Origin of the sequence: Pseudomonas marginalis (assembly GCF_024169655.1) — a bacterium.
GTDB lineage: Bacteria > Pseudomonadota > Gammaproteobacteria > Pseudomonadales > Pseudomonadaceae > Aquipseudomonas > Aquipseudomonas paraveronii.
Window position 1 is genome coordinate 4,377,645 of record NZ_JALJWV010000001.1, and the last position, 17,665, is coordinate 4,395,309.

Genomic DNA, 17,665 nt, shown 5'->3' on the forward strand with positions numbered 1-17,665 from the left:
CCCTAAGCTCTTTTTGGCAAGGTGATTTCCATGACGGAACAAGTATCCACAGGCAGGTGCGACTCACCGCTGCTCCAGGCATTCGTCGATAATCGGCTGATTCTGGTGAAGATCGCAGCACGTATTACCGGCTGCCGCTCCCGGGCCGAAGACGTCGTGCAGGACGCCTACTTCCGGCTGCAAGCGGCGCCGACGATCACCTCATCGTTCAAGGCCCAATTGAGTTATCTGTTCCAGATCGTGCGCAACCTGGCGATCGATCACTATCGCAAACAGGCCCTGGAGCTCAAATATTCGGGGACCGAAGAGGAAGGCTTGAATGTGGTGATTCAGGGCGCGTCACCGGAAACTTCGCACATCAATTTCAACACCCTGGAGAACATCGCCGACGCCCTGACGGAACTGCCCCAGCGCACCCGCTATGCGTTCGAGATGTACCGCCTGCACGGCGTGCCGCAAAAGGACATCGCCAAGGAACTCGGCGTCTCACCGACCCTGGTCAACTTCATGATTCGCGATGCGCTGGTGCATTGCCGCAAGGTGTCGGGCAGTCACAGCGATACGTTTGCGCGGCGGATCTGAAGCGCGCCCTTGCACATTTTGATCGCCTGCAACCTCAGGGTACTGCGGTCACATCGATGCGGTAGGGCTCGAATATCTTCAGCAACTCGCCGTCATCGCGCAAACGTTTGAGTAATTCGGCAAACGCCGGCCCGCTGATCGGCGCCTTGGGCCGTAGCAAGGCGTAATGGTGGTACACCTGGTCGACGCGCTGCGAGATCAGGAATTGTGCAGCCATATCGGCGTTGCGCACCAGAAAATCACTCAGGTACGAGCGGGTCACCAGGGCGATATCGGCGCGGCCGCGAGCGACCATCAGCAGGTTGCTGTCATGGGAATAGGTCAACGTCGCGTTGAAGTGCTCGGCCATGAACTTGGGGTCGGCATTGAAGTGGGCGAAGGCGTAGTGATAACCGCTGAACACCGCCAGGCGCTTGCCGCCAAGGCTGGCGAAATAACTCTGGTCGCGATCGGGCTCACGCTGGGCGACGAAGATTTCGGCATCTTCCAGGCCCATGTCGACCGCAGTGTGGGGGATTTTCTGCCAGCCCCAGTCGGGGTTTTCGAAAATCGCCACGTCGACCCGGCCCTGCTCAAAATCGCGAAAGCGCCGCGGGATCGAGGTCGGCACCAGCACGAACTGATAATCGCCTTGCGAGGCGTTCAGGGCTTCGACCAACTGCGGCAGCAACCCGGTGTCGGCGCCCTGTTCGGGGCGCACGGTGTAGGGTGGAAAATGCGCAGCGCCGATCCTCACCAATTGCGCAGCCGAAGCCGGCATCCACGCCGCCGTGCCCAGTGCCCATAAAGTAAGTCCTGCAGCCAATCGCAATGGCGAAAACATTAAGGCACACACCGTTTAACATGCTGATGGCAGTAAGCTAGGCGTTTTCGCCGGTCGAGACAACTTTCCACCGCCAAATTAACAGCCTGCGCCTCAATCAGCCTTCAAAACCATCAACAACGCCTCTTCGGCCAACTGTTCCAGGGTCAGGCTGCCCTCGGCGCGGAACCAGGTGGTGGTCCAGGACAAGGCGCCGGTGAGGAAGCGCCGGGTGATAAACACGTCCCCCTTGATGTAGCCGGCGGCCTTGGCCTCGCCCAGCACCTGCAGCCAGATCGCCTCATACACATCACGCAAGGCGAGCACCTGGGCCTGGCCTTCGGCCGACAGCGAACGCCACTCGTACACCAGCACCGCCATGGCTTCGCCGCTGCCGCCCATAATCGACTGCAATTCGCAGCGAATCAGCGCCAGCACCCGTTCGCGCACGGTGTTCGCTTCTTCCAGCGAAGCACGCATCAGCGCGGTGTTGTAGTGGATGGTTTCTTCCATGACCGCACGCAGGATCTCGTCCTTGCTCTTGAAGTGATGAAAGATGCTGCCGGACTGGATGCCTACGGCGCCGGCCAGGTCGCGCACGGTGGTACGTTCGAAGCCCTTGTTGCGAAACAGGTGAGCCGCGGTTTGCAGCAACTTGCCCCGGGCACTCTCGGGGTCGGTCAATTGGCCGCCGTCGACCATGGTGCGCATCACCCGCAGGGCTTTTTGCTCATCCATGCTGCTCTCCTCTACTTCTACTGACGTCTTGGGCGGCAATTTAGGCCGTGACTGCCAGCCAAGCAAGCGCTTGGCCGAAAACTGTGCCTGGAGTTTACAAACCAAGCGCTTGCTTGGTAGTCTCATCACCTGCCATTCGAGGAAGGATTTCTCATGAGCAAGACGGTTCGTATCGGCTGCGCCAGCGCCTTCTGGGGCGACACCTGCACCGCCGCCGCCCAGTTGGTGCATGGCGGCAAGCTGGACTACCTGGTGTTCGACTACCTGGCGGAAGTCACCATGTCGATCCTCGCCGCTGCGCGGATGAAAGATCCCCAGGCCGGCTACGCCACGGACTTTGTCGACGTGCTGACGCCGCTGCTGGCCGAGATCCAGCGCCAGGGCATCCGCGTGATCAGCAACGCGGGGGGCATCCACCCCCAGGCTTGCGCCGCCGCCCTGCAAGCGGCCTGCGATGCGGCGCAACTGCCGCTGAAAATCGCCGTGCTGCTGGGCGATGACCTGCAACCCCAACTCAAACACCTGCACGGCACCGCCGACATGTTCAACGGCGCGCCGCTGCCGCCGCTGTGCGTGTCCGCCAATGCTTACCTCGGCGCGCCGGGCATTGTCCGCGCCCTTGAGCTGGGCGCGGATATCGTCATCACCGGGCGGGTGGTCGACAGCGCGGTGGTCAGCGCCGCGTTGGTACACGCATTCAACTGGTCGTGGCAGGACTACGACCGCCTCGCCCAGGCGGCCCTGGCCGGGCATATCATCGAATGCGGCGCGCAGTGTACCGGCGGCAACTTCACCGATTGGCGCGACGTGCCAGACTACGAACACATCGGGTTTCCCATCGTCGACGTCAGCGCCGACGGCCAGTTCAGCGTGAATAAAGTCGCGGGCAGCGGCGGGTTGATCAGCGAGCTGAGCGTGGCCGAACAACTGCTCTACGAAATCGGCGACCCGCGTGCCTACTTGCTGCCCGATGTGATCTGCGATTTCAGCCAGGTCAAATTGCAGCAGCAAGGCAAACACAGTGTGCGTCTGCACGGGGCCAAGGGTTTGCCGCCGACCGACCATTACAAGGTCAGTGCCACCTACCCGGATGGCTTTCGCTGCACCGCCAGTTGCCTGATTGCCGGGATCGATGCGGTGGCCAAGGCCGAGCGGGTCAGCCAGGCGATTATCAACAAGACCTCGGAACTGTTCAGCCTGCGCGGCTGGGCGCCCTACACCGAGGTGAATATCGAACAGCTCGGCAGCGAAGCCACCTACGGTGCCCATGCCCAACGCCAGGACTGCCGCGAGGTGGTGGTGAAGCTGGCGGTGCGCCACCCGAGCAAGCCGGCGCTGCTGCTGTTCGCCCGCGAAATCGCCCAGGCCGCGACCGGCATGGCGCCGGGGCTGACCGGTATCGTCGGCGGGCGGCCGACGGTGTATCCGTTGATTCGGCTGTTTTCGTTTCTGATCGATAAATCGTCTTGCGAGCTGGCGATTGATTTCCAGGGTGAGCGTCACCCTTGCGCCCTCCCGGCCACCCACGTACTGGGCACGCTGGCGGCCGCCATCGATCCGCCCAAACCCCAAGGCCGCGCCGACGCCAACGTGCCGCTGGTGAAACTCGCGGTGGCCCGCTCCGGCGACAAGGGCAACCACAGCAATATCGGGGTGATTGCCCGCGACCCGGCATACCTGCCGTGGATTGCCGAAGCCCTGACCCCTGAAGTGGTCGTCGACTGGATGCGCCACGTACTCGATCCGATCCACGGTCGCGTCGAGCGCTGGTACCTGCCCGGCAGCCACAGCCTCAACTTCCTGCTGGAAAACGCCCTGGGCGGTGGCGGCATCGCCAGCCTGCGCATCGACCCGCAAGGCAAGGCCTTCGCCCAGCAGTTGCTGGAGATCCCTATCGCCGTGCCGCAACACATCGCCGATCAACTCACCTAAAGGAGCGTTGCCGTGGCCTTCGACTCGATCTTCAAAGCCGACCTGTCGGATGTCCTCAAAGGGGAGTCATAAACCATGCCGGTGATCGAAACCCTGATCGACGCCCACAGCCCCGACTTCGCCCGCAACCGCGACGCGCTGCTGGCGAGCCTGCAGCACCTGCGCCTGTTGGAGCAGAACCTGTTGAGCAAGGCGCAGCAAGCCAAGCCCAAGTTCGACAAACGCGGGCAATTGCTGCCGCGCGAGCGCCTCAACCTGCTGCTGGACCCTGGCGCACCGTTCCTGGAACTGGCCAGCCTGGCCGGCTACAAACTGCATGATGACAAGGACGGCAGCGCCGCCGGCGGCGGGTTGATCGCCGGCATCGGTTACGTCAGCGGCGTGCGCGTGCTGGTGGTGGCGAATAACAGCGCGATCAAGGGTGGCACCCTCTCCCCCACGGGCCTGAAAAAATCCCTGCGCCTGCAACAGATCGCCATGGAAAACCACCTGCCGGTGGTGACCCTCGCCGAAAGCGGCGGCGCGAACCTCAACTACGCGGCGGAGATTTTCGTCGAAGGCGCGCGCAGCTTCGCCAACCAGGCGCGCATGTCGGCTATGGGCTTGCCACAGATCACCGTGGTCCACGGTTCGGCCACGGCGGGCGGCGCGTATCAGCCGGGGCTGTCGGATTACGTGGTGGTGGTACGCGGCAAGGCCAAGCTGTTCCTGGCCGGCCCGCCGCTGCTCAAGGCCGCGACCGGCGAAGTCGCCACCGATGAAGCACTGGGCGGCGCCGAGATGCACGCGCAAACCGCTGGCACCGCCGAATACCTGGCGGAAAACGACGCCGACGGGGTACGCATCGTGCGCGAGATCGTCAGCCTGCTGCCGTGGAACGAGCGCCTGCCGCTCATCCCGAAACGCACGTATGCCGAGCCGCTGTACCCCATCGACGAACTGCTCGGGCTGATCCCCGACGACCCGAAAAAACCCTACGACGTCCGCGAAATCCTCGCGCGCCTGGCCGACGGTTCGAACGTCCTCGAGTTCAAGGGCGAGTTCGACGCGCATACCGTCTGCGGCCACCTGCACATCCAGGGCCGCGCCGTCGGCGTGATCGGCAATAACGGCCCAATCACGCCCAAGGGTGCGAGCAAGGCCGCGCAATTCATCCAACTGTGCGACCAGAGCCGCACGCCGCTGCTGTTCCTGCACAACACCACCGGCTTCATGGTCGGCACCGAGGCGGAACAGCAAGGCGTGATCAAGCACGGCGCGAAGATGATCCAGGCGGTGGCCAATGCCCGCGTGCCTAAACTCACCGTGGTGGTCGGCGGCTCCTACGGCGCCGGCAACTACGCCATGTGCGGCCGCGGCCTCGACCCGCGCTTCATCTTCGCCTGGCCCAACAGCCGCACCGCCGTGATGGGCGGCGCCCAGGCCGGCAAGGTGCTGCGCATCGTCACCGAAGCCAAACAACTGAAGGACGGCCTGGTACCCGACCCCAAGATGCTGGACATGCTGGAACAGGTCACCGCACAGAAACTCGACAGCCAATCCACCGCGCTGTACGGCAGTGCGAACCTATGGGATGACGGCCTGATCGACCCACGGGATACCCGCACATTGCTGGGATTCCTGCTGGATATCTGCCATGAAGCCGACATGCGCGCGTTGCAGCCGAACAGCTTTGGCGTAGCGCGGTTCTAAAGTAATCAAGACAACGAAACACTGCGTTTGCTCTGCTGTTGCTCTGCTTTTGATTTTGATTTTGATCTTAGGCGCCCCGTTAAACCACGCTGGCCGAACGCAGGCTTGAATCCGTGGGCAACCCGGCAGGACGCCGGGTTAGCCGTCCTGGGCCAGGGATGGCCCATGACGGCGGCCCACGGATTCAAGCCTGCGTTCGGGCACACCGAGCCTAGGCGAGGTGCCGAGTGGTGGGGCAAGAGCCCATTTGGTTACTTTTGGGGCTCTTTTCCAAAAGTGACCCGCTGTAAGAGCGGAACCTATAGCAGCCGTTACCAAAGAAACGGATATGTACTCAACCCAAAAAAATGGTCGGCCCAGAGGCCGCCATCGGGGGCAAGCCCCCTCCCACATTTGGAGCGAGGTGAGCCCAATTTCGAGCGAGGTGAGCCCATTGGATATCTACCCGCTGTAAGACCGCCAGCAAACCAGCTCCCGCAGATGGAGCCATGCACGCCCGAAGAACGCCCACAGGGAGAACAATAAAAATGATCTTCACCCAAGAACACCAGGCACTGCGCCGCACCGTCCGCGCCTTCGTCGACCGCGAGATCAACCCCCACGTCGACGCATGGGAAAAAGCCGGCCGCTTCCCCATCCACGACCTCTTCCGCAAGGCCGGCGACCTCGGCCTACTGGGCATCTCCAAACCCGAACAATTCGGCGGCATGGGCCTGGACTACAGCTACTCAATCGTCGCCGCCGAAGAATTCGGCAGCATCCACTGCGGCGGCATCCCCATGTCCATCGGCGTACAGACCGACATGTGCACCCCCGCCCTCGCCCGCTTCGGCTGCGACGCACTGCGCGAAGAATTCCTGCGCCCGGCCATCCGCGGCGAGCAAGTCGGTTGCATCGGCGTCTCGGAAGCCGGCGCCGGGTCCGATGTGGCCGGGCTGAAAACCCAGGCACGCAAGAACGGCGACGACTACGTGATCAACGGCAGCAAAATGTGGATCACCAACTCGCCGAGCGCCGACTTCATGTGCCTGCTGGCCAACACCTCCGACGACAAGCCGCACATCAACAAATCGCTGATCATGGTGCCGATGAACACGCCGGGGATCAGCGTCAGCCCGCCCTTGGAAAAACTCGGCATGCACAGCTCCGAGACCGCCCAGGTGTTCTTCGACGACGTGCGCGTGCCGCAACGCAACCGCATCGGCCACGAAGGCGCCGGTTTCATGATGCAGATGCTGCAATTCCAGGAAGAACGCCTGTTTGGCGCGGCCAATATGATCAAGGGCCTGGAGTCCTGCATCGACAGCACGATCGAATACTGCAAAGAGCGCCAGACCTTCGGCAAAGCACTGATCGACAATCAGGTGATTCACTTTCGCCTGGCCGAACTGGCCACCGAAATCGAATGCCTGCGCGCCCTGGTCTACCAGGCCACCGAGCAATACATCAAGGGCCAGGACGTCACGCGCCTGGCCTCCATGGCCAAGCTCAAGGCCGGGCGGCTGGGCCGCGAAGTCAGCGACAGTTGCCTGCAATACTGGGGCGGCATGGGCTTTATGTGGGACAACCCGGTGGCCCGCGCCTATCGCGATGTGCGCCTGGTGTCGATTGGCGGCGGCGCCGACGAAATCATGCTGGGCATTATCTGCAAACTGATGGGCACCCTGCCGGGGAAAAAACCATGAACACCCTGCTGCTCGAACCCCATAACGGTGTGCTGCACATCACCCTCAACCGGCCGCAAAGCCGCAACGCGATGAGCCTGGAGATGGTCAATGAACTGCGTGCGGTGCTGGCGCAGTTGGACGATCAGGTCCGCGCCCTGGTGATCAGTGGCGCGGCCGGGCATTTCTGTGCCGGGGCGGACGTCAAAGACCTGCTCAGCGCTGACGACAAGGCGCAATTGCAGGCGTTGAACCGCGCATTCGGCACCTTGCTGCAGGAAGTTGAAGCCGTGCCCCAAGTGGTGATCGTGGTGCTGCAAGGCGCGGTGCTGGGCGGCGGCTTTGGCTTGGCGTGCGTCAGTGATATCGCGCTGGCCGATCACCAGGCGCAGTTCGGTTTGCCGGAGACCAGCCTGGGCTTGCTGCCCGCGCAGATCGCGCCGTTTGTGGTCAAGCGCATCGGTTTGACGCACGCACGCCGGCTGGCGCTGACGGCGGCGCGGTTTGATGGGGTCGAGGCTGAACGGTTGGGCGTGGTGCATTTTGTCGAGCGCGATCCGCAGGCGTTGGCCGAACGCCTGGATGAAGTACTGGGCCAGGTGTTGCGCTGCGCGCCGGAGGCCAATGGGCGGACCAAGGCGTTGTTGCTGGCCAGCGTGGAGCAACCAACGGGGGCGTTGTTGGACCAGGCCGCCGCGTGGTTCGCTGAAGCGGTGACGGGCGAAGAAGGGCTCGAAGGCACCCAGGCCTTTGTGCAAAAGCGCAAGCCACGGTGGGCCGAATGAACAAGATCCTGATCGCCAACCGCGGCGAAATCGCCTGCCGCATCCAGCGCACCGCCCAGGCATTGGGCTACCGAACCGTGGCGGTCTACAGCGACGCCGACGCCCAGGCCGCGCACGTGCAGATGGCCGACGAAGCCGTGAATATCGGCCCGGCGCCGGTGCAGCAGTCCTATCTGAATATTCCAGCGATCCTCAGCGCGGCCCACCGCACGGGCGCCGACGCGGTCCACCCCGGCTACGGCTTTCTCTCTGAAAACCCCGATTTCGCCCGCGCCTGCACAAGCGCCGGGCTGACCTTTATCGGCCCCAGCGTCGAGGCCATTGAGCTGATGGGCAGCAAACGCCTGTCCAAACTCGCCATGCTCGAGGCCGGCGTACCGTGCATCGCCGGCTATCAAGGCCGCGCCCAGGACGACGCCACGTTGCAAATAGAAGCCGAACGCATTGGCTACCCGCTGATGATCAAGGCCAGCGCCGGGGGCGGCGGTCGCGGAATGCGCCTGGTGCATCAGCGCGAACATTTGCATGAGCAACTGCGCACCGCCCGCTCCGAAGCCCTGAATGCGTTCGGCAGTGACGAACTGATCCTGGAACAGGCGCTGATCGAGCCGCGCCATGTCGAAATCCAGCTGTTCGGCGACAGCCACGGCAACCTGATCTACCTCGGCGAACGCGACTGCTCGGTCCAGCGCCGCCATCAAAAAATCATTGAAGAAGCGCCCTGCCCGGTGATGACCCCAGCCCTGCGCCAGGCCATGGGCGACGCGGCGCTCAAGGCCGGGCGTGCGGTGAATTACGTCGGCGCCGGCACGGTGGAGTTCCTGCTCGACCGCGACGGCCGGTTCTACTTCCTGGAAATGAACACGCGCCTGCAAGTCGAACACCCGGTCACCGAGTTGATCAGCGGCCTCGACTTGGTCGACTGGCAACTGCAAATTGCCGCCGGCCAACCACTGCCGTTAACGCAATCTGAAGTCAGCCTCAGCGGCCACGCCATGGAAGTGCGCCTGTACGCCGAAGACCCGGCCCAGGGCTTTTTACCGCAGACCGGCGCGGTGTTGCGCTGGGAACCCGCCGCGGGTGTGCGGATTGACCATGGTGTTCTGGAAGGTCAGCGCATCAGCCCGTTCTATGACCCGATGCTCGGCAAGATCATCGCCCATGGCGCCACCCGCGAGGAGGCGCGGCGCAAGCTGCTGCGCGCCGTGGAGGACAGCGTGCTGCTGGGCGTGACGACCAACCAGCAGCTATTGGCCGACCTGCTCAAGCACCCGCAGTTTATCCAAGGCGATTTCAGCACCGCGTTGATCGCCGAGCACTTCAGCGACATTCGCCGCACGAACGCAACCGCCGAACAGTTGGCCCTGGCGGCCGCGCTGTTTTATCAACACAGCGCTCAGGCCCATGCCCCGGCTTTATCGGGGTGGCGTAACAGCGCTGACGTGCCGTGGACCTATCAGTTGGCCGTCGACGATGAGGTCCAGGACATCACGGTCAGCGTCCTGGCCGACCATCGTCTGCAAGCCAACGGCATCGAGATCCGCCACCTCAGCAGCGACGGCCGCTGGGCCACCGCGGTGATCGACGGCATCCGCCGCCGCAGCGCCTACCACCTCGACGGCGCCCAGCTGTGGCTACCCGGCGTGAGCGTGACCAACCGCACCCAACACGTCGCCAGCCGCCAGCCGCCGGCCAACGGCGGCATGGTCAAGGCACCGATGGACGGGGCCATCGTCGAGGTGCGCGTGCGTGCCGGTGAACGCGTGACCCAGGGGCAACTGCTGCTGGTACTCGAAGCGATGAAAATGGAGCATCCGCTGAAGGCCGGCATCGACGGTGTGATCAAGGCCGTGCTGGTCATGACCGGCGATCAGGTGCGCAATCGCCAGGTGTTGCTGGAGATCGAATAAAGCCTGGGCGGAACTACACGGCCGGGCTACGCTCTATCCCCATCAGGACGGGAAGAGTACGGGAACCTGCACGATGCCTCATTGGCTGATTATTGACCTTGAAGCCACAACGGATGAAGGCGGCTGGCCCGTGACAGAGATGGAAGTCATCGAGATCGGCGCGAGCCTGGTCAACCGCCAGGGTCGCGAGCGCGATCATTTCCAGCGCTTTGTGCGGCCGCAGCGTCGGCCATTGCTGACGCCCTTTTGCCGCAAGCTGACCCATATCACCCAGGCGAATATGGACGGCGCCGCGCCCTTCAGCGAAGTGTGGGCGCTGTTCGAGCGCTGGCTGGGCCAGCATCAGGCGCGCCTGGAAGGCTGGGCCAGTTGGGGCGACTACGATCGCCAGCAGCTCGAACTGGAGTGGCAGCGCCATGGCCTGAGCAGCGCGCTGGCCCAAACCCCCCATGTCAACCTCAAGCAACGCTTCGCCAAGGCCCGGCGCCTGGACAAGCCACCGGGGCTCAATGGCGCCCTGCAATTGGCGGGGATGCAGTTCCAAGGCCAGCAACATCGGGCGCTGGAGGATGCACGCAACACCGCACGCCTGTTGCCGCTGATTTTGCCGGTCTAGGCAGCTCCCCTGCCCTTGGGCATACTGGCTGACCTTTCCAGACCCTTTTCCGAGGATTCGCCCATGTTTAAAGTCAACGAGTACTTCGACGGCACCGTCAAGTCGATCGCTTTCGGCACCGCAGAAGGTCCGGCGACCATCGGCGTCATGGCCCCGGGCGAATACGAATTCGGCACCGCCCAGCGTGAAATCATGCACGTAGTGTCCGGCGCGCTGAGCGTCAAACTGCCCGACAGCAGCACCTGGGAAACCTTTGCCGCCGGCAGCCTGTTCCACGTTCCGGCCAACAGCAAGTTCCAGTTGAAGGTCGCCGTCGACACTGCTTACCTGTGCGAATACCGCGGCTAAGCGGTTCCGCAGCGCGAAAAAAATGCCCGTCTCCTGCGAGACGGGCATTTTTTTGGCAGGCCAATTACTCGAGGACAGTCACCGGCATGCCCACTTCGAGGCGGCCCACGCCATCGTTGACCAGGTTCTGGCCGAACATCGCGCCGTCTTCGGTCTTGCGATAGGCCTCCAGCGTCACAAAGGGTTCGCGGTCGGCACTGCGCTCGCCGGTGTGCGGGTCGATGGTGGTGAGAATGCAGCGTGAGCACGGTTTGACCACGCGAAACTCGACATCGCCGATACGCAGGCGTTTCCAGCCGTCTTCGGCGAACGCGTCGGCGCCGTCAATCACCAGGTTGGGGCGAAAACGCAGCATGTCCATAGGCCGGCCGACATGCCGGGACAGGTCGTCCAGGGAGGCCTGGCCGATCAACAGCAACGGGTAACCGTCGGCAAACGCGACCTGATCATCGTCCTTGCCATAACCGGCTTGTGTGGTGCGAGCGCGCTCCAGCGGGACGTGTACCAGCCGCGTCGGCTTGCCGATAAAGTCGCTGACCCAGGCGCCGGCTGCATCGCCCGCATCCGGCACGCGCAAGGTGTCGCGCCAGATGGTCACACCGCGCAGCTCGGCCGCGCTGCCGGGCAGCGCCACGTCCAGCGCCGCGTAGCCAGGCGAACTGAGGGTCAGGCCACCGCTGCGGTTCCACAGCGCCGACAACTGGCTCATCTTCGCCACGGCGCGCTGCGTCAAAAAGCGCCCGCTGGCCTCGTCCACCAGCATCCAGCGTCGATCACCGTCCAGGCCGAGTTTATCCAGGCCGATCTGCTGCAAGATTTCAGCCTTGCCGGATTTCAAGGGGTAACGGTACAGCGCGCTGAGACGAAGCATGGGCCTGCATTCCTGAGGGGGCAAAACCGTCACCCTAAGGTCAAGCCGATACGACGTCCAGCATCAGTCGCTCGCGCACCACATCTACCAGCTTGTCCGGCTGGAATTTGGACAGGAAATTGTCGCACCCGACCTTCTTCACCATCGACTCGTTGAAGCTGCCCGACAGCGAGGTGTGCAGCACCACGTACAGCCCACGCAGGCGCGCGTCGCTGCGGATTTCGGTGGTCAGGCGGTAGCCGTCCATCTCGGGCATTTCGGCGTCGGTGAAGATCATCAGCAATTTGTCGGTCATCACCTGGCCGGTGTCGGCCCAGGCCTTGAGCATGTTCAGCGCCTTGAGGCCGTCGCTGGCGATGTGCATTTTCACCCCCAACTGGCCCAGGGTGTCGCGTAACTGCGACAGCGCAACATTGGAGTCGTCCACCAGCAGCACTTCACGGCCACGGGCGCGTTCCAGTATCGGGTCATCGAGTTTTTCGCGGGAGACCTTGGCGTTGTACGGCACGATCTCGGCCAGGACTTTTTCCACGTCGATGATTTCCACCAACTGGTCATCGACCTTGCTGATGGCGGTGAGGTAGTGCTGGCGCCCGGCGCTGGTCGGCGGCGGCAGGATGGCTTCCCAGTTCATGTTGACGATGCGGTCGACGCCGCCCACCAGGAACGCCTGCACCGAGCGGTTGTACTCGGTGACGATGATGGTGCTGTTGGGCCCCGGCACCAACGGGCGCATGCCGATGGCCTGGGACAGGTCGATCACCGGCAGGGTCTGGCCTCGCAGGTTGACCACGCCGCACACAAACGGGTGGCGCTGGGGCATCAAGGTCAGCTTGGGCAGTTGCAAGACTTCCTGCACCTTGAATACGTTGATCGCGAACAGCTGCCGCCCGGCCAGGCGAAACATGAGAATCTCCAGGCGATTCTCACCCACCAGTTGCGTGCGTTGATCTACCGTGTCGAGAATGCCGGCCATTAAAAGCTCCTGATATGCGCGCAGGTCGCGCTAAGGGATTATGCGGTTCACTAAGCTTGTTATCGGCGGCAAGCGCCAGACCTTGACCCCTGTAAAGTGCCACGCAAATCGATTGATGTCACACTGACATCATGCTTTACTGCGCAGGCCTCATTATTTGGCAGAACGGCAACATTGCGCGACATTTAAATCGACGCGAGGTTCCGCCGTGTAAGGGATTCCCCTATGCGCAATCAGGTCCAACCTGATATTCGCGATATCTAATAGCCATTAATGTGACGCCATTCTCATTGCATGAATGGAGTCAGGCTTTTGTTTGCCATCGCAAGCCCACGGCCCACCGGTCTTACAGACACTCACGTGTCGGCAATCGAAGTTGTGCAATCGACCCGGATGACGAGGACGGTTCGCGCCTCGCACGATCATTCAAATAAACGTCCTACTAAAATCTCAGAAGCGACCTACAGATTTCAGTCATCTTTCAGCGGTAGTTTTACGCCATTCACGCGGTGCGACATCTCATCACCCGACCTTACGTTGTGGAGACTTGCCTGATGAATAGCGCGAACGAGTGGCAAACTGCACTTCCCGAGTTCCTGCTGGAGGCCGAAAAGCTGCTGAGCAAGTCGGAAGAGTGCCTGAGCCATCTGCATTTGATTCGTAATGACAGCGATGCCATCGACTGCATGAATTACAGCCTGACGAAGCTCGCCGAAAAAGCCGACGACCTGGCCTTGCAGGCGATCAGCGAGTTCTCGCGGCATATCCAGTACCTGATTGCCAACGCAGAGAGCCCTTTGCAACTGCACGACCAGGCTCTCGATGCCTTGCACAATTGCCTGACATTACTGGCGTGGCAACTGGAGCTGATCGACACCCGCACCGGTGAACTGCGTTTGGACGAAAGCGAACAAACCTCACTGATTGCGACGGTCACTCTCCAGATCCCGCAAAAGGACTTCGCCAATAAGCCACAGCAGCGCCTGCTCCATGTCCCATGAAAGGCTGCACCGTTAACCGCTAAGGTGTCGCTTTTATCCAGCGTCTTGCCCAAAAACGACAAGAATAACTAATGTGCCCTGCAATAAGTTGCAGGCAACCAAGTTGCCTGCGCTATAAAGACAATCGATACAAAACAACCGCCGATAGACAACTTTTCTGAATAGGCATGCGCCCCACACTGTACGAATGACGCCTGGCGACCAACGGTAAGCAAAGTGGTACCATGCCGCCCTCGAAGTGACCCAACTTCATGATGCATAAAACGTGAAAAGCATCCGCTATGTACGCCAGCCTCAAGTCACTCCTCGCCAAATCCGCCTCCCGCAGCAATGCCCGTCGACTGGTTCTCGTGTTGTGCCTGTGCTCGCTGTTGCTGGGGCTGTGGGCCTACGCCCGCTCCGCCCCCTTGCCGTTGACGGTGCTGCTACTCAACCTGGCCACCCTGGTGGTGTTGGGCCTGCGGCATTGGAATTCACGTAAATCGATCAAGTTCCAGCCCCAGGAACTGGCCGACCGCCTGTTGCAGGTCCAGGAAAACGAGCGGCACCGCCTCAGCCGTGAGCTACACGACGATATCGGCCAATTGCTCACCGCCGCCAAGCTGCAAAGCGAATGGCTCAAGCGCCGCCTGCCGGAAGACCTGCAGGGCCAATGCACGGTGCTGTGCAACACCCTGAACGAGACGCTGGCCAAGGTGCGCGACGTGTCCGCCATTCTCAACCCACGCCAGTTGGCCAGCCTGGGCCTGGAAGCCAGCCTGCGCGCGCACCTGCTCAAGACCCTGGAAAACACGCCGATTCACTGGAGCCTGGAATGCCAGCAGCGGCTGACCGGCATTCCCGAAGAAATGGCCGTGGCCGCTTTTCGCATCACCCAGGAAGCGGTAACCAACATGCTGCGCCATGCCCAGGCGCAAAACCTGCTGGTACGCCTGCAACGCCTGCCCCAGGGCCTGTCGCTGTTTATCAGTGATGACGGCCTGGGCTTTTCGCCCGCCATCAACCCAGGCCTGGAAGGCCAACGGGGCATGGCCGGCATGTCCGAGCGGATTGATCAACTGGGGGGCTCGTTGTCCGTCAGCAGCCAACCAGGCAAAGGCACGCGGATCGACGCGCTTTTCCCCTGGGCGCCGCGCGCCCTCGAACGGGCCAGCTCCCGGAAGGTTCTCGAGTGACCCGCACTTTACTCCTGGTGGATGACCACGCACTGATCAGGGCCGGCGTACGCGCACTGGTCCAGGATATTCCCGGCTACACCGTGATTGGCGAAGCCAGCGATGGTGCACAGGTGCTGGAAACATTCAGCGCCCTATTGCCGGATATCGTGCTGCTGGACCTGTCGATGAAACACACCGGCGGCCTGGATGCGTTGCGTCAACTCAAGACGGCCTATCCCAAGAGCAAGGTGCTGATCCTGTCGATGCACACCGACCCAGAGCTGATCATGCGTGCGCTGGAGTCCGGCGCCCACGGCTACCTGCTCAAGGACACCACCGCCAACGAGCTGGAGCAAGCACTGCTGGCGCTGAGCAACGACGAGCGCTACCTGAGCCCGGCGATTGCCCACACCGTGATCAAACAGGCGCTGGTGCGCAACCAGGCCCCGGCCTCTGCGGTCGCCCACAACCATAATCTCACCGCTCGCCAACTGGAAATCCTGCGCCTGATCGTGCGCGGCAAATCCACCCGGGAAATCGCCCACGGCCTGGGGCTGAGCATCAAGACCGTAGAAGCCCACCGCTCGCAAATCATGAAGCGCCTGCAGATTTTTGATGTGGCGGGCCTGGTGTTATTTGCCGTGCGCGAGCAGATCATCAGCCTGGACGACTAGCGGCGAGCCCGGCGGCAAGTGCACGCGCAGGGCCTTGGGCACGATCTCGAAGTGCAGGTCATCGCCCTCCAGCGGTTCGCCATCCAGGTTGATGTACAAGCCTTGCGCGACCTTGATGTTGACCCACGGCAGGCGCGCGCGGACAAACATGGTGTCCAGGCCCCAGCCATTGTTCATCAGTTCACGCAAGGTGCCGACCACTTCCTGGGGCGCCGGCAAAATGCTGATATCCAGCAACCCATCGTCCACCAGTGCGCCAGGGCACAGCACATGCCCACCGCCTGCCTGGCGGCCGTTGCCGATACCCAGCGCGAGCAGCTCGCCTTTCCAATGGAAACCCGGGCCTTCCAGCTCGCCATACGCCGCCTTCAGCTCGCTGAAGCGCGACAAACCGGTGAACAAATAGGCCGCGCCGCCCAGCACTTTCTTCAGTTCTTCGGAGGTGTTGGCGGTGACCTGGCTGCCAAAGCCACCGGTGGCCATGTTGAGGAAGACTTGCCCACCGACACGGCCGAGGTCGATCGCCCTGGCCGGCACGTCCAGCAGCGCCAGGGCCTGATCGGGCTGCAGCGGTACACCGGCGGCGCGCGCAAAATCATTGGCGGTGCCCAAAGGCATCAGCACCAGGCTGGCGTCGGTCTCGGCCTGGGCCATCGCCTCGGCCACATCACGCAAGGTGCCGTCACCACCGCCGGCAATGATGCGCGTGTACCCGCCGTCGAGGGCCTCTTTGACCAACCGCTGTGCGTCGCCGCCCTCCCACGTCACCCGCACCGCCAGCTCCCAGCCCTGCTCACGCCGAGCCAGCACGGCGGCGCGCACCTCCTCGTTGAGGGCTTGCTTGCCGTGGAGGATCAACAGGGCTTTGTGGGCGGTCATGGGGGAACTCTCCTGGGGTCAAAGGTACTTGAAGGATGTTGACCTTTGAGGAGATGAAAAAAGCCATCGGGTTTGGAATTTAATTGGCTGCGGGCAACACCCAGCGCCTACCGTTGGATAGGTATAAACCTGCCAGGCCGCAATCAGCTTTTGTGCAACTTGCTCATCAACTGCGCCTCAGCCTGGGTCAACCCACACGACTGCGTCAGTTCATCCACGGTCGCGCCCATGCCCACCAGCTTCGCCGCCTGGGCAAAAGACAGGTTCGCTGGATCACGCTGTTCCAACTGCTCCAACTTATCCGGCATGGGTGCGAGGATCGCGCGCAATTCATGCACCTCATCCCCGACCCGCACGGCACTTTGCTGGAAGTGATCAACGCGCTTGGCCAACTCGACCACGCGCCGATCACGCACGGCGTCGCGTTCGGCCTGTTGCGCCACCCACTCGCGTTGCTGGCGCACTGAGCGCAGCAAAAACGCCAATGTCCCGGCCCACAACAGGGCCAGGACGATCACCGCTGCTTCAAGGAACAATCAGATGCTCTCCAGATCCGACCATTCTTCTTCGCTCATCATCTTGTCCAGCTCGACCAGAATCAGCAGTTCGCCGTTCTTGTTGCAGACGCCCTGGATGAACTTGGCCGACTCTTCGTTACCCACGTTCGGCGCGGTTTCCACTTCCGATTGGCGCAGGTAAACCACTTCGGCCACGCTGTCGACCATGATCCCGACCACTTGCTTGTCGGCCTCGATGATGACGATACGGGTGTTGTCGTTGACTTCGGTCGGTATCAGGCCGAAACGCTGGCGGGTGTCGATCACGGTCACCACGTTGCCGCGCAGGTTGATGATGCCCAGCACGTAGCTTGGCGCCCCCGGAACCGGAGCGATTTCGGTGTAGCGCAGCACTTCCTGCACGCGCATGACGTTGATGCCGTAGGACTCGTTGTCCAGTTTGAAGGTAACCCATTGCAGGATCGGATCATCCAAACCTTGTGCGGACGCTGACTTATTCATACCCCTGACCCCTTCAAAT

General features: G+C 62.3%; 18 protein-coding genes. 11 read left to right on the forward strand and 7 right to left on the reverse strand.

The window, feature by feature from the left end:
• Window positions 1–30: 30 nt before the first annotated feature.
• On the forward strand, window positions 31–582 hold the full coding sequence (locus J2Y83_RS19965) for an RNA polymerase factor sigma-70 (RefSeq protein ID WP_198718010.1): 552 nt from the start codon (window positions 31–33) through the stop codon (window positions 580–582).
• Between the two features lie 34 nt (window positions 583–616).
• On the opposite strand, the gene J2Y83_RS19970 is transcribed toward J2Y83_RS19965, so the two are convergent.
• On the reverse strand, window positions 617–1,405 hold the full coding sequence (locus J2Y83_RS19970) for a substrate-binding periplasmic protein (RefSeq protein ID WP_253397673.1): 789 nt from the start codon (window positions 1,403–1,405) through the stop codon (window positions 617–619).
• Window positions 1,406–1,498: 93 nt separating this feature from the next.
• Entirely contained in the window at window positions 1,499–2,122 is a 624-nt protein-coding gene (locus J2Y83_RS19975; protein WP_253397679.1) for a TetR/AcrR family transcriptional regulator, read from the reverse strand.
• A gap of 153 nt (window positions 2,123–2,275) precedes the next feature.
• Between J2Y83_RS19975 and J2Y83_RS19980 the strand changes: the two genes are divergently transcribed.
• The 7 genes from J2Y83_RS19980 (at window position 2,276) to J2Y83_RS20010 (ending at window position 11,069) form a co-directional block, all read left to right on the forward strand.
• Window positions 2,276–4,054: an acyclic terpene utilization AtuA family protein gene (locus J2Y83_RS19980; RefSeq protein WP_253397681.1), complete on the forward strand. Its 1,779-nt coding sequence runs from the start codon at window positions 2,276–2,278 to the stop codon at window positions 4,052–4,054.
• A gap of 75 nt (window positions 4,055–4,129) precedes the next feature.
• Window positions 4,130–5,746 carry an acyl-CoA carboxylase subunit beta gene (locus tag J2Y83_RS19985; RefSeq protein WP_253397682.1) on the forward strand — a complete coding sequence of 539 codons (1,617 nt, stop codon included), beginning with the start codon at window positions 4,130–4,132 and terminating at the stop codon, window positions 5,744–5,746.
• 527 nt (window positions 5,747–6,273) lie between these two features.
• Window positions 6,274–7,431, forward strand: coding sequence for a citronellyl-CoA dehydrogenase (gene atuD, locus J2Y83_RS19990; protein ID WP_253397683.1), 1,158 nt, complete (start codon window positions 6,274–6,276; stop codon window positions 7,429–7,431).
• Window positions 7,428–8,195 (forward strand): enoyl-CoA hydratase/isomerase family protein, encoded by a 768-nt coding sequence (locus tag J2Y83_RS19995; protein WP_253397684.1) that lies wholly within the window; start codon window positions 7,428–7,430, stop codon window positions 8,193–8,195. Before atuD ends, J2Y83_RS19995 begins: the two co-directional genes overlap by 4 nt.
• Window positions 8,192–10,105, forward strand: a complete 1,914-nt coding sequence (locus J2Y83_RS20000) for an acetyl/propionyl/methylcrotonyl-CoA carboxylase subunit alpha (RefSeq protein WP_301295031.1) — start codon at window positions 8,192–8,194, stop codon at window positions 10,103–10,105. Before J2Y83_RS19995 ends, J2Y83_RS20000 begins: the two co-directional genes overlap by 4 nt.
• A gap of 73 nt (window positions 10,106–10,178) precedes the next feature.
• On the forward strand, window positions 10,179–10,721 hold the full coding sequence (locus J2Y83_RS20005) for an exonuclease domain-containing protein (RefSeq protein ID WP_198717117.1): 543 nt from the start codon (window positions 10,179–10,181) through the stop codon (window positions 10,719–10,721).
• A gap of 63 nt (window positions 10,722–10,784) precedes the next feature.
• Window positions 10,785–11,069 carry a pyrimidine/purine nucleoside phosphorylase gene (locus J2Y83_RS20010; protein WP_198717118.1) on the forward strand — a complete coding sequence of 95 codons (285 nt, stop codon included), beginning with the start codon at window positions 10,785–10,787 and terminating at the stop codon, window positions 11,067–11,069.
• A gap of 64 nt (window positions 11,070–11,133) precedes the next feature.
• On the opposite strand, the gene J2Y83_RS20015 is transcribed toward J2Y83_RS20010, so the two are convergent.
• Window positions 11,134–11,940 (reverse strand): MOSC domain-containing protein, encoded by an 807-nt coding sequence (locus tag J2Y83_RS20015; protein WP_253397686.1) that lies wholly within the window; start codon window positions 11,938–11,940, stop codon window positions 11,134–11,136.
• Between the two features lie 40 nt (window positions 11,941–11,980).
• Complete coding sequence (locus J2Y83_RS20020) at window positions 11,981–12,916, reverse strand: chemotaxis protein CheV (RefSeq protein WP_198717120.1); 936 nt, start codon at window positions 12,914–12,916, stop codon at window positions 11,981–11,983.
• Window positions 12,917–13,470: 554 nt separating this feature from the next.
• Between J2Y83_RS20020 and J2Y83_RS20025 the strand changes: the two genes are divergently transcribed.
• From J2Y83_RS20025 to J2Y83_RS20035, 3 genes are all read left to right on the forward strand, one after another.
• A complete protein-coding gene (locus tag J2Y83_RS20025) occupies window positions 13,471–13,917 on the forward strand; it encodes a hypothetical protein (protein ID WP_198717121.1) in 447 nt (148 codons plus the stop codon).
• 281 nt (window positions 13,918–14,198) lie between these two features.
• Window positions 14,199–15,092, forward strand: a complete 894-nt coding sequence (locus tag J2Y83_RS20030; RefSeq protein WP_247406286.1) for a sensor histidine kinase — start codon at window positions 14,199–14,201, stop codon at window positions 15,090–15,092.
• Window positions 15,089–15,748: a response regulator gene (locus J2Y83_RS20035; protein WP_198717123.1), complete on the forward strand. Its 660-nt coding sequence runs from the start codon at window positions 15,089–15,091 to the stop codon at window positions 15,746–15,748. Before J2Y83_RS20030 ends, J2Y83_RS20035 begins: the two co-directional genes overlap by 4 nt.
• Here the strand turns inward: J2Y83_RS20035 and yegS are convergent.
• The 3 genes from yegS to J2Y83_RS20050 form a co-directional block, all read right to left on the reverse strand.
• Window positions 15,707–16,627 (reverse strand): lipid kinase YegS, encoded by a 921-nt coding sequence (yegS, locus tag J2Y83_RS20040; protein ID WP_198717124.1) that lies wholly within the window; start codon window positions 16,625–16,627, stop codon window positions 15,707–15,709. The genes J2Y83_RS20035 and yegS overlap by 42 nt on opposite strands.
• A gap of 143 nt (window positions 16,628–16,770) precedes the next feature.
• Window positions 16,771–17,163, reverse strand: coding sequence for a DUF2802 domain-containing protein (locus J2Y83_RS20045; RefSeq protein ID WP_198717125.1), 393 nt, complete (start codon window positions 17,161–17,163; stop codon window positions 16,771–16,773).
• Complete coding sequence (locus J2Y83_RS20050; protein ID WP_198717126.1) at window positions 17,164–17,646, reverse strand: chemotaxis protein CheW; 483 nt, start codon at window positions 17,644–17,646, stop codon at window positions 17,164–17,166. It abuts the gene before it with no gap.
• Between the last annotated feature and the right edge of the window lie 19 nt (window positions 17,647–17,665).